The sequence below is a fragment of the Vibrio zhanjiangensis genome (genome assembly GCF_030161235.1).
GTDB lineage: Bacteria > Pseudomonadota > Gammaproteobacteria > Enterobacterales > Vibrionaceae > Vibrio > Vibrio zhanjiangensis.
Genome location: NZ_BSPW01000059.1, coordinates 1 through 15194, shown reverse-complemented (window position 1 = coordinate 15194; position 15194 = coordinate 1). Strand labels below are relative to the sequence as shown.

General features: G+C 41.7%; 16 protein-coding genes and 1 tRNA gene. 4 read left to right on the top strand and 13 right to left on the bottom strand.

The genetic code is table 11. The features are described 5' to 3' along the window. The first annotated feature begins 626 nt into the window (after positions 1-626). Positions 627-1049 carry a hypothetical protein gene (locus QQK21_RS13635; RefSeq protein ID WP_284192739.1) on the top strand — a complete coding sequence of 141 codons (423 nt, stop codon included), beginning with the start codon at positions 627-629 and terminating at the stop codon, positions 1047-1049. Positions 1050-1289: 240 nt separating this feature from the next. Here QQK21_RS13635 and QQK21_RS13630 read toward each other — a convergent pair whose 3' ends face one another. From QQK21_RS13630 to QQK21_RS13605, 6 genes are all read right to left on the bottom strand, one after another. Next, entirely contained in the window at positions 1290-1481 is a 192-nt protein-coding gene (locus tag QQK21_RS13630) for a hypothetical protein (RefSeq protein ID WP_284192738.1), read from the bottom strand. A 95-nt stretch (positions 1482-1576) separates the two neighbouring features. Continuing rightward, entirely contained in the window at positions 1577-2665 is a 1089-nt protein-coding gene (locus tag QQK21_RS13625; RefSeq protein WP_284192737.1) for a hypothetical protein, read from the bottom strand. 5 nt (positions 2666-2670) lie between these two features. Next, positions 2671-4053, bottom strand: coding sequence for a hypothetical protein (locus QQK21_RS13620; RefSeq protein ID WP_284192736.1), 1383 nt, complete (start codon positions 4051-4053; stop codon positions 2671-2673). Continuing rightward, positions 4050-5648, bottom strand: a complete 1599-nt coding sequence (locus QQK21_RS13615) for a hypothetical protein (RefSeq protein WP_284192735.1) — start codon at positions 5646-5648, stop codon at positions 4050-4052. The genes QQK21_RS13620 and QQK21_RS13615 overlap by 4 nt, the downstream gene beginning before the upstream one ends. After that, on the bottom strand, positions 5641-6606 hold the full coding sequence (locus QQK21_RS13610; RefSeq protein WP_284192734.1) for a hypothetical protein: 966 nt from the start codon (positions 6604-6606) through the stop codon (positions 5641-5643). Before QQK21_RS13610 ends, QQK21_RS13615 begins: the two co-directional genes overlap by 8 nt. Continuing rightward, positions 6603-7298 carry a hypothetical protein gene (locus QQK21_RS13605; RefSeq protein WP_284192733.1) on the bottom strand — a complete coding sequence of 232 codons (696 nt, stop codon included), beginning with the start codon at positions 7296-7298 and terminating at the stop codon, positions 6603-6605. Before QQK21_RS13605 ends, QQK21_RS13610 begins: the two co-directional genes overlap by 4 nt. A 328-nt stretch (positions 7299-7626) precedes the next feature. Here QQK21_RS13605 and QQK21_RS13600 point away from each other — a divergent pair, with 328 nt between their 5' ends. Then, positions 7627-7779 (top strand): hypothetical protein, encoded by a 153-nt coding sequence (locus tag QQK21_RS13600; RefSeq protein WP_284192732.1) that lies wholly within the window; start codon positions 7627-7629, stop codon positions 7777-7779. A gap of 19 nt (positions 7780-7798) precedes the next feature. Here the strand turns inward: QQK21_RS13600 and QQK21_RS13595 are convergent, their stop codons facing one another. Together QQK21_RS13595 and QQK21_RS13590 are read right to left on the bottom strand one after the other, a co-directional pair. Next, on the bottom strand, positions 7799-8050 hold the full coding sequence (locus QQK21_RS13595) for a co-chaperone GroES (RefSeq protein ID WP_284192731.1): 252 nt from the start codon (positions 8048-8050) through the stop codon (positions 7799-7801). After that, the gene (locus QQK21_RS13590) at positions 8047-9093 is read right to left on the bottom strand and encodes a tyrosine-type recombinase/integrase (protein ID WP_284192730.1); all 1047 of its coding nucleotides are present in this window, start codon (positions 9091-9093) and stop codon (positions 8047-8049) included. The genes QQK21_RS13595 and QQK21_RS13590 overlap by 4 nt, the downstream gene beginning before the upstream one ends. A gap of 637 nt (positions 9094-9730) precedes the next feature. Here QQK21_RS13590 and QQK21_RS13585 point away from each other — a divergent pair. Continuing rightward, the gene (locus QQK21_RS13585; RefSeq protein ID WP_284192729.1) at positions 9731-10294 is read left to right on the top strand and encodes a glycoside hydrolase family 108 protein; all 564 of its coding nucleotides are present in this window, start codon (positions 9731-9733) and stop codon (positions 10292-10294) included. Positions 10295-10507: 213 nt separating this feature from the next. Continuing rightward, positions 10508-10584, top strand: a tRNA-Val gene (locus QQK21_RS13580). A 112-nt stretch (positions 10585-10696) separates the two neighbouring features. Here the strand turns inward: QQK21_RS13580 and QQK21_RS13575 are convergent. The 5 genes from QQK21_RS13575 to QQK21_RS13555 form a co-directional block, all read right to left on the bottom strand. Beyond that, positions 10697-11974 carry an Nramp family divalent metal transporter gene (locus QQK21_RS13575; protein WP_284192728.1) on the bottom strand — a complete coding sequence of 426 codons (1278 nt, stop codon included), beginning with the start codon at positions 11972-11974 and terminating at the stop codon, positions 10697-10699. Between the two features lie 228 nt (positions 11975-12202). Beyond that, entirely contained in the window at positions 12203-13300 is a 1098-nt protein-coding gene (locus QQK21_RS13570; protein WP_284192727.1) for a protein kinase family protein, read from the bottom strand. Positions 13301-13684: 384 nt separating this feature from the next. Further along, positions 13685-13831 carry a hypothetical protein gene (locus QQK21_RS13565; RefSeq protein ID WP_284192726.1) on the bottom strand — a complete coding sequence of 49 codons (147 nt, stop codon included), beginning with the start codon at positions 13829-13831 and terminating at the stop codon, positions 13685-13687. Positions 13832-14202: 371 nt separating this feature from the next. Next, entirely contained in the window at positions 14203-14415 is a 213-nt protein-coding gene (gene cspE / locus QQK21_RS13560) for a transcription antiterminator/RNA stability regulator CspE (protein WP_284192725.1), read from the bottom strand. A 378-nt stretch (positions 14416-14793) separates the two neighbouring features. Then, complete coding sequence (locus QQK21_RS13555; RefSeq protein ID WP_284192792.1) at positions 14794-15171, bottom strand: DUF6559 family protein; 378 nt, start codon at positions 15169-15171, stop codon at positions 14794-14796. Positions 15172-15194: the final 23 nt, after the last annotated feature.

The following is a 15194-nucleotide window of genomic DNA, read 5'->3' as shown; positions in this document are numbered from 1 at the left end:
ATGTCAAAACTACAGACAAAAATGCCCAATATAGCTAAAGGCCAAATTCTAATATAATGATACCAACTCGGATTATAGTGATAATTGTAATAGCTGGTGTGGACCGGGCTCCTCATAAAACCATACCGAACCCAAGCATAAACACAATACACCAAACCTATCGCTACACTTGACAGGACAAATTTAACTGCGACCGCCCACGGAGCACCGTAAGACTTTGCTATGGAAAAAGAGAAAATGCCAATGAATACCATCGCTGCTACCAGCATAACTTGAATAAACTCTATATCGTCCTTTTCTCTCATAGATCTCCTCACACCTGCACTGTTTAAATACACAGGTGTAATTTACTAGCACTTAAGTATTGGTTCACCTCCTATTATCTAAATTTGTTATGAACCGCACAAATTAATGCGCAACAAAATGCACTTGTTAATGCCCAAAGGTAATTAACAATTAATGTTTTAGTGAATATGTTTAGGTCAATTTTTCTCATTTAAAACAATAACCAGAGCATTAAATTCTTCGTTATGAAAATGAGATTAGATGCGCATTTTTCAAAACTCTAAAAGTATAAAACTTTAGATAATGCTATAAGGTTCATATTCTCGCGTATTGGATTCATTATGAAAAATAGACTCTATATTACCGTGATTTCTAGCTTAATACTTTCTGGGTGTGGAGATTCCTCAAAACTAACTAAACCTGAGTTTTCAGGAAAAAGTGATGTTGTTCAAATTGCCGAACAAGGTTGGGATAAGCTTCTAACGGCTTGTCCTGGAATAGCAGAATATAGCTCTGATTTATTTTATGAGGGCTTAAGTGACTGGACATATCTCGACACACCAATGAGTAGAGTAGAAGTTACATTTAAAGTGGCAGATCACCCTTCAAAAATACCTAGCGCCTTACGAGCATGGGGACATACCTGTAGCTACGCTATTTCAACAGATGGAAGTTCATTGCGAATTCAAAAAGATCTTTGCGTGTCGATTTGTAAAGGTTCGAACTATTCAGGGAATGGCAGTGATTACGTAATTACATTATGAGAGCTAAAAATGAGTAATAACACAATAATATACGAGAGCACTGATAATTTGGAAATAGCTATTAACTTGGATTATGTTACTCACGCATTTCCAGATGATGAGGTAACAACTCGGGTTTATATCCATAATTTAGAGGGAGATGGCTATATCTTAATAAATGTTCCGTTCAATGAATTTTATAAAGATATGGTACACATACAAAAATGACTACGGCCCAGCGACGATGCTGGGTTTCATTTTTTACTTCGTTCCTATCGGTACCTTCACCCAGCGTTTACAGCGACATAAGGCCTCGCCTTCGATTATCTTCACACAGCGAGAACGAATGATCCCCTCACTGTCACAGATTCGATGGCCACAAATACAGGTAACTTCAATTACCTTCTGGTTCTGGCAGATAGCTTGTGACTGATAGGTGGTAGCAGTATTCATTATTGTTGGCTCCTAGCTATTGGCACTTTGCCTTTTTAATATCACTGACGTAGCCATTATATCTATCTATACGTGAAAAACAGGGGGCAAGTTATTCACAAGCTTGATGTGTCAACCCCCTTTCGTTTCAATGCTGGCTCTAGGTGTTTCCACGGCGTTGCAATCATTCTCTTGTTCAAATGCCCATGGTGAAGTGCTGAAACTTTCTTATCGTGGCCAAGTATTGCTTTCTGTAACTCTTTACTCTGGCTCTTAAGCCAATCTAGGTGATTGGTTTGCCCAGTTCTATCTTCATTTGATACCTCATCAACAAACACCACTTGCTCATAGCTAAGTGTATTGGGGTGTGCTGGCCATGGGCTTTTACCGCGAGGATAAACCCCTTTTCCTAGCCCATATAAATTTGCTTTGGCGTGCATATCGCAGATATCTCTTTTCGGATGATTAGGACTCAGTTTGAACTTGGTACCCACAACAAACTCATCTTCAAATGCCGAGTTCTGGAACGCCACTCCATGAGCACGGTTTATTTCAGTGCGCATTACTCGCTTAATTTGGTGGTATGGGGCACCTTGATCATCGATCAATGCATCTTTCAATTTTTTGTTTATCGCTGACCCGCTCGCCATATTCATTTGTTGTGTAATATTGAGTGGTACCGCTTCTGCCCTTTGTTGAAACTCTTGCGCGGCATCAGTTGCGGAGTTACCCAAAATAACAGCACGTTCTACCACTTGAATTAGCTGCTCTTTTGCATTTTGGTGTACACGCCAAAGGCGATCACTAAGTTGTAAGCCATCTTTCTGTTTCATCGTCCGCACCGCTAATACCGCAGAGTCAATGGACTGCGATACCCTCTCAACCGGAATACTGGTAGAGAACGTATTACCGCCGTTCTTAGCTGCTTCAACAATATATCCCTCAATCATATGTGATTGAGTTTGACTGATTTGCATAAGAATATCTTCGATTTGCCTAGTTAACACTTGCAACTGGGAAAGACGAACCGTCCCAATTTCATCGGCAGAATTAGTGACTAATTGCTGAATTTCTACCAGCGCAGAACGATACAATACTGTCAGCTCTTTCATAGCCTGAGCATCAAGTTCATTCGTCGCGCTTTGTGCAGTTTTCATAGCACGACGAATAGTTGCCTTAATTTGAGTCCGTTGGTTATCGGCCATTGCATTTATCCGTTGCTGATAGAAGTGGCGCTTTCGCCTTTCGGCTGATTATTTGGGGTAATGCTGACTTGCGGCTTTGGCTTTTCGTCTTCTTCGTTTTCCATCTCGTTATGCTCAGGATATGGGTCTTTGCTGTTAGCTTCTTCTTCTCGCATAGCTTCGGCACGTTGCACGTCTACTCCTGCAGATTCCCAAGAAAGTTTACGTGGCATACCAAGCGCCTGATATTTCAATGCCAGGTCTGCGCGTTGGTTCTTACTGTCTGTCATGCGTTCCACAAACTGAATTTGGAACTGGAAAGAATCGGGATTTAATCCGGCCAGTAAAAGCTGTAACTTAAAACCGTTTTCATAGGCATAAGCCAAGGCATCTTGCAGAGCATCGATTTCTTCATAGTAGTCACGTTTTAAATCTTCCAGTACATCCCGGGCTAAACCATCAACGTAACCAAATAACCCTTTTGGCGCAGGAGCCCCAGAAAAGAAAGCATCTACCAGTAAAGTGATATCCGCTATTTGCTCCATGTTAGCATCACCACCGACTGCACTCACCGTTAGCTTATTCCCATAAAAATCTGTCGCAATTTCTCCCGACTGCCCTTCAACACGCTCTCTATATTCATCCAGTGCTGTTTTATCGGCGCCATCTAGCGAGTGAGCTAATTTTTGCGGCGCTCGAGTACGGCGCCTAATGACAAGATCCTCTTCCGTCATAATAAGCTTTTGCCAGATGCTTCGTGATGCATCTAGATAGGGTCTGCCCATGCATCCCATATCATCATAATTGTCCGGGTCTAATCGACTAACGGTAAGTTGCCATAGCGGGAATGTGCACAACTCCTGATAAGTGAGCGGGTCCACCTGGCGGAATGCTTGTTTCACGTTCTTGAACCGACCTGACTGGTCAACGATAGGTATAATGGTTTCTGTTGGCATGCGGATAGAGCTAGTTACCTGGCGTAGTTCGTTCACCACCCACTGCAATGGTAAATTTCCTTCTTTGGCCAAACCCGATGCATCACTCATCAGTTTGCTACGGTTGTTAAGTTGCAGTCTTAACATAAACTGCTGCCAAAGCTTGTTAACTCTGGCGCTTTCTTTGCCTATCCAGTGCAGTTTCAGTCCGCCTTTAGTCGCATCTCTAGCAATACGACGATGAATTTTTTTTACCCTAGGGTCGATACGGTCCATATGACGGAGCATAACAATTGAAGCTCTAAGGTTAGGGTCTATCTGCATTTGTTCATACAAATACTGTACCGAGCGTTCAGGGTCCGCAATGTGACCTTTCTCTGTGGTTTTCTCACCCTGATGATTCCCTGAAGTATTAGGCGCAGAAGGTAGAGCTCTACCTCTAATTGCTAGCCATGCGTTTTTAATTCGGCTCATGTTAAGTTCCTTAATAAATCTAGGCTACTTGGTGCGCCCAAGAGTTGATCGCGGGTCTTATGGTTGATGGTGATAATACTTGGTACGGGAGCTGCTCCTTGTGTTACTAGAGCCCAATGGCTTGCCATATGTGCATCAAAAAGATCATCTCCAATCGATTTTTTCACCATTTGATAACTGCTATAACTCCCCGCTTTCACAGGAGAAGGTTTGATGTTTTTAATTTGCCTAGGTAAATTGACATAGTCCTCTACAACTGGGTCAGCTTCCCTATCATCAACATAAGGCAGCACCATTTGACGATTGTGATAGGCGCTTCGAAGTGATTGCGCCATTTGGTGTTTGGCCATGCCTTCAAATCGTAATGGTGAAAAAGCCCATTCTGGCCAAGTAGATGCAGTACTCTCACCATCACCAATTGCACGACGGTCTATTTGCGTTAAACCCTCAGCAAATAGATCATCGTTAACCTGCGTTATTAACCCTATTCCAAAGGCATCGCCTATTGCATAGTCGGGTCTGAAATAGCGCCAGAATCCCACGATATCTTTTCTAATAACGCTCTCGTCTGTGCTTGGGTGCCAAGTTTTAGCGAAGATGACGATAGAAAAGTTACCCACTTGTTCTTCAACGACTAGCGAGGAACGAGAAGAGGCTAAGTTTTCACCGTGGCCCGTATGATCATATCCAAATGCGAGCACGCCGCGCTTTTTGTAAAAAGTGAATGGGTCTGGTTCAGAAGGCTCTAATCCAACCTTGGCACCCACTTGAATTGCATATCGGATGTACTTTTCCCAAATGAGGTTCTTAGCTGCGACATTAATACACAACAGCTGACGGATGTACTCATCTTCAGGTAGCTGTTTTCGCATCGACATAATGAATTCTTCATTGAGAATTCCAAGTTCTATTCCTAAATAACAGTCCACAGTTGGCAAACAGTGGTACTCGCCAGAATCAATCATCCCGCTGAGCACATCGGCACCTTTAAAGACGCCAGTAATTCGAATCTGGGGATTGTTGATCGCTGATTTGCTCGCTCCAAGTCGCCTGCTTGAACCCATCATTAGCAGGAAACGGCCATATAAGCGATCTGAGTCGAGGTCATCTACTTCTTCCAAGGATGCCCAAGTCAAATCACCACCATCCACGTTAGCCATGATGCCGTAAGCTCGAGCCTTTGAACGATTAGCAAACTCGTAATAGGTATCAGCCAGCTGTTTTCGGCCTTGCTTATAAGCTACATAGCCACTCAAGATGTCAGAGCGGCGAATCGCATCTAGGTGATAACTGAGGTTGACTAGAGACTGCGCTTCTCGCGGGGCAACAATACCGCCTTCTTGGTCACAATGAATGGCATTGTGCTCGAGCAAGTACATTTCTTTAACGGCAGTTTTACCCGTTCGGCGACAACTGTTATCAACGGTATTGAGATTTTGGTCCATCTCCTCCATTTTGAGCAGCTGCATTGGATCCAACTCAACATTATGAACGTGCTTATGCCACATCCCATGGTTGCCTGCGTAACGCTGAATCTCCCGTTCGGCTCGGCTTTGAATTTCAATCCGCTCCTTTGAAGATATACGTTCAACCATTATCGACTTCTCCATCGATATAATCAGCGTCTTCCGCCATATGTTCCTGATTGTGCTCTATCAGAATATCGTCATTTCGAATTCGCTTACGGGAGTTGGCTATCATCTCCCGCAAGCCTGACATCTGTTCTTTCATCTGGCGTTGATACTCAAGGGCAGACTCTCTTTCATCTTCATTTTCTAGAGTTCGTCCCATCTCTAAGCCTTGATCAACCTGAACTTTAGGAGTCATGTTTAAATCCGACATCGACAGATTGTTTTTGCTTAACATCTCAAGCATTGGCTTCAACAATGGGTGCGCTTTTACTTCTTCAATCGTCTCAAGGTTTCCTTGCTCATTTTTGTACTGACCAATATGAAAACCACCCTCTTTATCAAAGTCATAAACGGGGTTCCTCAGCGCAACACCGTCAGAGACTATGGTTTGCATCATGTCCTGAAATATTGCTGCCATGTTCGCTTGGTTAATGGCGTGCATTTCAGTGAGCTTAGTAGGATCATTCGACTGAAATGCAATCAAATGCTGCATCATTAATTCAGTACGCTTTATACAAGCTGGCTGAATCGCGCAGTAAACATGGTCGACATCACATGTCGCACATTGAGGATATTTACCTGGTCTAGCAGGAAAAAACAAAGCAGTTTTTGCGTTTGCGCCATGTTTTAACGCATTGAAGCGGCTAATACCTCTATCACTAACAGACTTTAAATTAGCAGAAGACTTGGCTTTTCCCTCTTGAGTTTTAGGACCCGTAGCCGAAAGAACCGCACAAAACTGACCTACCTCCCAAGGCACTTGCTGTACTTCGCGCTGACAACTGTCGCAAATAGCGAAATACCGATATGGATGAGCTCGGGTTGGTTCTTCTTCTATGCGTGATGCTTCGCTCTTGAATGTGTAATCACAAGAGGTGCACTTGAATGTAATCATAGACTTTGGCTGTTTATGCTCGTTCATAATGCCATTTCGCCTGATTTTTGATTTTGATTGGAGGGATTCAAATCAGTAATCATCTTTGAAGCTAAGTTGATGCGTGATTGGGACGCTGTCTGCCCAGTCCAGAATAAAAGGTGTTGTGAAACTTTGTGCTTAGGCACGCCTGCATTCAGAAGACTGAACATTAGGATGTGTTTTAAATGCGTATTCCAAGTATTTAAAAGAGGAACGTAAACTCGCAGCGTTCCTCTTCCTGGATAAAAGGCAACGTCGTAAAGAGTTTTCCAAATAAAGCGATACTGTTCCGGAGATGTCAAATAGTAGACTTCAAACCATGCCTTAGATAAACGCTTACTATCAAGCCAAAGCTCAAACTCGTCTGTGGTCATCTGCAGATGTTTGTCCTTCAACTTACAAACTTGGATGCGCAAACGATGGCCAGTACGGACCTCTTCTAACCCTCGCCACAGTTCTAAAAACTTTAATGTACCGATATGGTTCTGAATTTCTGTCCAATGGCTAGGAAGAGATAAGCAGCTAAACGCTTTTTCTAATTCACGTTCACTTAATGAAAGTTCTAATTTGGTGTAGTTATTTAGGTACCTACCCCCCTCTATCGGCGAGGGTAAATCTCTATGCCGAGCCCCCACCCCATGAGCAGTGACTTGATGATCCTTAAGTACATCTAGATATTTTGAAATTAAGCTGCGCATTCTCTAATCCTTCATGAAAACTGGTTCCAGTAAACACAAAGGCTCGAGCACCACAGTAAGTTGATGAGCTGCGCATTCTGTTAGTATGTGCAGCTAGTGACGTGTATCACATAGACGGGTTTGTTCGTTTCGAAAGTGAGTTCTCATAGCTCTCACAATCGTCCGTCAACATCCATTATAACTGAGTTTAGAAATAATGTTAAAGACAGGTTATATAAGTTCTAAGACGTTAAAGTGCAGTAAGAAAGTCTGTGTAGCGCTCTCAAATATTCTAAGATTGAATTGGTACTAACTAAGCAAAGCTATCAACAAATTCAAGGAAAGACAGATGGATGAAGAAAATGAAGTTTGCCACATATGTGGTGGGTCTGGAGTAGGTAAAGCGACTGTACGTACACAACAAGAGTGGGAAGAAGAAGGTTGTCCTTCTGAACCGATTCAATGTCAGCACTGCAACGGTTCAGGAGTGGAGCCAAACTAATATAACTAACGGGGGGTAATTAAACACCCCCATAATCAATGAACGATATCTCTGCTTCATTAATAAATACCCAGGTTTGACCATTACATGCGACTTCTAACCCTGAATAAGGATTGAATTGAACTTGATGGCCAACACTAATCTCTTTAACTTTTGGCCCTATAGCTGTAACGGTACCTCGATTCACAGGCTTATCCGGAACCCAAAGCAAACTTTCATCTGGCTTGTCACGCTTAATAACGACCCAATCATGCAACGGTCTTAGCTTCACATCAATTTGCCCTTCTTGAATTCGTTTAGAAGTGCCGTAACTGGTGTATCCATTTTGCTTAATGGGTTACCTTTATCGAGAACATGAGTCATTTTACGCATCGCGATATGAGTGTATATTCCAGACGTTTTCGGGTCGGCATGCCCCATCAAAGCCTGAATTTGTAGGGTTGAAGAATCGGACTCAGCCAATTCAGTACCAAATAAATGGCGCATTGCGTGCGCGTGTGCCTGATCTTCAGGAACTCCAGCAGAAATAGCATATTTCTTAATCATCCTATCAATCGTTCGGCAAGATAAGCGACGTAGTTCTCCTCGATGCTCCCATTCAGGAACGTGACGATTGCGCATATTCACAAACAAAACCTGGTCACCACTTTCAAGTAAGCGGTCAATGTTTTTTAAGTCATGATGGCCAAGATATGCCTGGACTAAAAGCATTGCTTCAAGAGGCACTGGTACAAGCCGCTCACGTTCTCCTTTCTCTAATATTCTTATAGCCAGACGTTCCACTTCACCGTACTGATACCAAATAAGCTGAGACTCGTTTAACCCACAGAGACCAGCGACACGAAAACCACATCCAATAAGTAAAGCTAGCATAGCGCTATCTCTAAGTCCTGATAAAGAATCTAGGTCAGGCTGTAATAACAGCGATTCAGCATTCTTTAGTCCCATAAATCTAGGTAGCTTTCGTCCAATCTTCGGGTAAACCAATCCAACTGCGGGGTTTTTATCAATGAAATGTCGTTTAGCTAGGAAAGAATAAAAGCCTCGTAAAGCAGCAACCGCTACTTTTCTTGATGCGGCCGAGTAACCTGCTCGATGTAGCCAACCGCCGGAAAACTGTTCCAATATTTTCAGCTCAGCAGCACCAAAATCGTTATCTATGTACCCACCAAATTTCTTTAGTAGGCCACGATACTTACTGATGGTTCGAGTACTGCAGTTTTCATTTTCCTGCTTCCATGTAAGAAACAGATCAACTAAATCAGATTCAGCAGTATTTTGTTTTATTTCTTGGTCAGGGGCAGATAAATCCATGGACCTATGGGCTTGCAGGTTGAGAACTCAATAAAACCAGTATCCATAAGGCTTTAACCTATGTGGAGGGCTTTAAATAACCCATGGAAAAACTTATGGAACATAAAAAACACATGGGATAAAAAATGAACACAGAAATTAACCTATGGATACCAATCTTTGCTGATTTCCTTCTTTCTTGTTCTCTATCTCTCTCTTTTTATTAAATAAAGAAAGAAAAGAAAGAAGAGCAGCGCAAAAACCATCAATTTATTAATCCATGGAAAAACAAAGTGAACACATGGAAAAAATAGACTAATCCATGGGCGAAAATTTATTACAAAACCAGTAAAAATCAGGGATGAAGAAAGGCACTCCATATATTCATAGGTTTTGACTAAGTATGCGTGACGCCAGAATTGACAAAACAGACCCAAGCCACCATCTTATTTTCCATGCTCAGAACCCTACCTGAGCGCCCATATTCTTTAAGGGGGTGCGGGGGACAGAGCAATTAGGGAGTCAAGCGCCTTTTTATGACGGGCGTTCTTTATATGGGATCAGTGAACCCACATTAGTATGTCGGCACCTTAAAGAACGCCCTCTTAAGAGTTGTTCAGCAAGATAAGAATGCACATAGCAGCCAAAGGAGAACGCTATGTGTATACCTAACTCAAGAACTATCAGTGAAATCATTCTGGAGGCTATGGAAAAGGAAGGGTTCAGATCAAACCACGTTGATGACCTGGGTGGAGATACCACTTACGGCATAACAGAAACTGCGGCTCGTCGATTAGGCTACAATGGCTCAATGGATAACCTAACACCAGATATAGCTTATTCACTCTACCTAAATGAATACGTGCAACGGGTTAAATTTGACGAAATACATTCTGTAAGCGCAATTATTGGTGAAGAGGTTATCGATACTGGCGTAAATATGGGACAAAGTATTGCTGCTAAGTTCCTACAACGTTGGCTCAACGTTTATAACAACAAACAAGCCTATTACTCAGACTTAATAGTTGATGGCCATATAGGACCAGCTACTATCCAAGCGCTAAAAGCGTTTTTATCAAAGCGTGGCCATGAAGGAGAGATAGTACTGTGGAAGTCACTAAACGCATCCCAAGGAGCGCGTTATTTAGACATTTCTGAAGCTCGAGAAAAGAACGAAACCTTTGTCTATGGTTGGATGAAAAATCGAGTGGTACTAGCTTAAATTGGTTCCAAAACTCATCTGTAACTCATTGATTTAATTGCCCTCATTTGTTCTAAAATGAATACAGAAATGATAGCAAATAAAACAACAAAAACTTTAAATACAAACACTTATAGTGCAATGCAGACAGTCTTGACATGGTAGGGGTCGGCGATTCGAGTTCGCCCGGACCCACCACTCCTTAAAGCATAAATATGCAAAGAACAAAAATTTGGGTCCGTAGCTCAGTTGGTTAGAGTACCGCCTTGACATGGCGGGGGTCGGCGATTCGAGTTCGCCCGGACCCACCAAATTTGAGAAAATCTCAGCCCATGCTGGGATTTTTTGTATCTGTTATTTAAGATTTTAGATATATGTCCCTAAATATTTGTGTTTGCGCAAACATGGCAGATAAAGTAGACGTTAAGATACGATGGTGTAGTAAATAACATAGATATTTAGCCCTATGATTAAGCTACAAATCAAGCTCCCTACCCAAGTTAGCGATTTACTGTTTGCCATATCCCCCATGATGGTTCGGCGTGCAGTAAAAGCAAGTAATGGGACAAGAGCAAAGGGGATACCAAAACTCAATACGACCTGACTCGCTACCAATGCTTTTTGCTCATCAACTCCCAGCATAATGACAGCCAGAGCAGGAATCATAGTAATCAGACGGCGAACACCTATTGGAATAGTAAAGCGAACAAAGCCTTGCATTAATACTTGTCCAGACATAGTACCAACAATTGATGAAGATAATCCCGCCAATAGCAACCCAACACCAAACACAATACTGGCCATTTTACTGCCCATTAATGGTGCAAGTAGCTGATAGCTCTCAGATATTGTCGCAACATCATGATAACCGTTAGAGTGAAATACTGAGGCTGCTAATGCGAGCAATGCTAAGTTGACAATCCCTGCTAGTGCCATACCCACAATCACATCCAAACGGTAAAATCTAGCAATGGTTTTTTTCTCTTGGTTATTGGATACCTTAATCCTGTCTGTTGCCAACGCAGAGTGCAGATAAATCACATGAGGCATAATGGTTGCGCCCAGGATACCCGATGCCAGATAAACTGCGTAGCTATCAGGGAATTCGGGAACAAACATCCCTTTCGTTAAACTGGCCATATCAGGTCGGCTTAACAGAAGTTCAATCGCAAACCCACTCGCAATGGCCAAAATCATGGCACCAATAACAATTTCCATTAAACGGAAACCAAGCCGTTGAGTCAGCAGTGCCAAATAGGTAATCACTCCCGTTAAAAGTGCACCATAGATCATAGGAATATCAAACAGAAGTTTAAACGCCAGAGCCGCTCCTAAAAACTCAGCTAAATCAGTGGCTATAGCGACAACTTCTGCCTGTATCCAGTAAAACCAGACTACAGGTTTTGGGTAGCGATCCCGTATTATTTCAGCCAAATTCTTTCCGGTTGCTACGCCTAGTCTGGCAGACATCCCCTGAATTAACATTGCCATCAGATTCGCGGCTAGCACCACCCATAGCAATGCATAACCATAACGTGCTCCAGCCTCAATATTTGTCGCAAAATTACCAGGGTCAACATAAGCCACAGCAGCAATCAAAGCAGGACCGAACATCACCATCCAGCTAAAACTATTTGCCTTACCTCGTAGTATATTTGTTGCCTGATACTGGACTGAATTATTGGAAATTGCCTGCAACATTTAACTTACCTCATATAAGTTAACCGTGATTAATACTCCTATATGAGGCAATTTACGGTTCAAAATCCAATTGTTTAAATCTATTAAAATGATAATTATTATCAATTACAAACTTAAACATCGCGAATCAAATGGAAAAACCAAATAAAATAAGACACGTGTATAACGCTTAGGCCAGTATCATCTCTTGCTCGCTTGGCCTTATCTAATTTTATGGCAAACTGGGAATTATAAAGCCCTATCCTTTTTTTCTATTGAAGCCCAATCCATCATATCAAAAACTACGACTGACCCAGCTTGAGATCCCGGACACTTGAGTAACTTTTCAGCTTCAGCTTGCCATTGCGGCAAAATATTGTCCTTAATCCAGTCTTTTGCAGATTCCAAATCCTTTTTCGCCATCCCAAATACGGGTATTGGCGACGCTTCGTCATCTCTGTTCTTGACATCAAAAAAATAGCCGTTCGTCGCTTCAATCATCGACTTAAGTACCGCGTAGTTATCATGACTCCGACTCGCATGATCCTTCTTACTGCCATGCATTATGTCGTTCAAAAGATACTGAGTAACATAATACGGCGAACATACTACGCCATCATCCGTTGTGTTGTAGCCCGGAGCCTCAAGGTTCTCAACATCAATATGTCGAACTACTTTATCGTCGAATGTAAGATTCTCAGGCTTAATATCGTGGAAATAAATAGATTGACTGTGCAAGCGTTTTAGCTCGCTTAGCAAAGTCTTAAATGCCTGAGGCTTAACGGATTTCCCTTCCTCAATAAGAGAAGCTACTTCCTTTCCTCCATTGCGTGCAATCATAGTCGTCGGATTGACGTACTGTGCCTTGCATATGGATTCGAAGCCTCGTAACGTGCCATGCGCTAACTGGTTGTAACTTAGCTGGTTAAGATCTTCATCTAATCTATGAATATGAAGTTGAACAAACTTGTCATCCCTTCGCACAAGCTGTTTAAAACCACCTTTTCCACCTTTGTGGAAGTTATCTGGTGTACGACTTAGAAACTGACCTTTTTGATCATAAAAATAGCTTCTACTCGCTTTAGAATTGGTTAGTGTTTTTATACCAAGCTCGTTCACAACCTTGGCTTGTTTTCTTTGTTTATATGCTTTGAATGTGTCTGCAATTAAGTGAGCAGCGCGTCTTTCTGCTTGTTGCTTTGTTTTGTCTAGCGGGTTGGATACCTCAGCCTCTAGCTTGATGTTTTCAATTGGTTTACCCACTGGCTGACGATTGAATCGCCCGATAAGTTTTTGGGCTTTGGAGTTTGGGTTATCGGAAACGTTAACACATTTTTTAATACTCATTGGCCTCGTTGAGCCTTCAGCTTTCGCCGAGCTCTCAATTTGGGCTATTTTTGCTGCATGGAATAATTGTGGTTTCATATTGGGAAAGAAATTAAATTTCGGGTAACAATGATTATTCTCACTAAACCATCAACTTCACGAGATTTTTCCTGAATTTACCTGTCAATCTCTCCCATCCAAAGAAAGGCACGTATCAATTGGCTAAATGCCAGTAGGCATATCAGTCCAACCGAAGAAATAAACTAGAAACCATTAAATGCATTATCGTCTATTGAAAATTCTACCCACATGGATATTGCGTAGAGAGGAATTTGTATAAGTTGTTTACTAACCATTGTTCTGCAAGGCTAATTTATTGATTTTACGGACTTTCTCATATCGACTTTACAAGTCCCACAATTTTTTCTGTTCGCGCTCTAAGAGGATATCCTCAATCTTTTTTCTTACTTTGTGGATATTTTCTTTGCGATCATCATTGGGGATATTTTCAATATTGACTGATTTCGATTTTTTAGCCGTTACTTTCTTCAAACCTAGCCTCCTTTTGCTGATGAGAGATAAAAAGTACCCAAGACCGTACCCTGTGAATTTTTTATTTCACCCGTACTTTCTGACTCACAAAATGAAAAATTCAAATCAAGGAAGCTGGTATTGGCTCTAGGGAGGATATGACGCTTTAGCACGTCACTATTTAACTGATTTATGGTCGCTGACCAAGAGATTTTGTTGTGATGAAGGTAATATTCTATTTGGTACAATTCATTTTCTCTTTAGGTATTTTTTGCTCACGCAAAACGTAATACCAATATAATTTCCGATTATTTTTTCTATTCATTTCACTCCTTAAAGTGTTTTACAGGCGAGATCTCACCATTACAGCATGGAAGATCTCGCTAAAATTCTTACAGCACAGTTACGTCAGCTGCTTGTGGGCCTTTACCACCCTGCTCCACATTGAAGGAAACTTTTTGACCTTCAGATAGAGTTTTGAAACCTGTGCTGCTAATTGATCTAAAGTGAACAAAAAGATCCGCACTACCGCTATCTGGAGTGATAAATCCAAAGCCTTTAGTTTCGTTAAACCATTTTACTGAGCCAGTTGCTTTATTTGACATATGTATCTCGATAAATTAATTAAGTTAATAAGCAAGCTACCATGAGCTACTAAATAAGGAATGAAGAAAAAGGTATCGCAGAATAGAGATGACGAATCAAATCAAAAGACAACTGAGAAGGTCTTGAACTAAATAAGTTATTCATAGCTCACCATACGAGCTGTGTACACTATACACGATATTGGTACGATAGATATGTTTTTTTCATTTTATTTCTTAATTTGCCCAAAATCATAGGTCTGCATAGGGTTCCCAAATGAAAATCACTTAGCAAAGCTACTTTAACCGTTGAATACATCCTTACGGTATGACTCCTGCAAATGACAAAAGTAGGCAAGAGCAAGACCTAAGATTATTACCATTCGACCATTGCTATTTTTAGTAGCGGCTGTGCATCCCAAACCGGTGTGACATATCATCATCCATACGACCACCTTTCCAACCTCCGCTAGCTGTTAGATTCAGAACATCACGGGCATTAAAATCATTTGCCATAAAAAAATCGTGCGAGATAGTATTGCGAAGCAAATTGAGTGAAGGGGCGATGTCTAAGTCCAAATCTTTGGGATCAGCAAACAAAGCAAAAGCGATCTCTTGCTGGCGTTTGCAAAGCGAATTAGCATTCGTCTGCACCTGGCCTATTGTGAAGTAATCACGGCTTCCATAGCCTTTTAGCAATACTGGCGAGAGCACCTTAATCACTTTCTTGATTCTACGTGCGTATTTCGGTGATTGCGATCGCTCGTTTCGGTTTATTCCGATCACTTGATCCTGCCGTT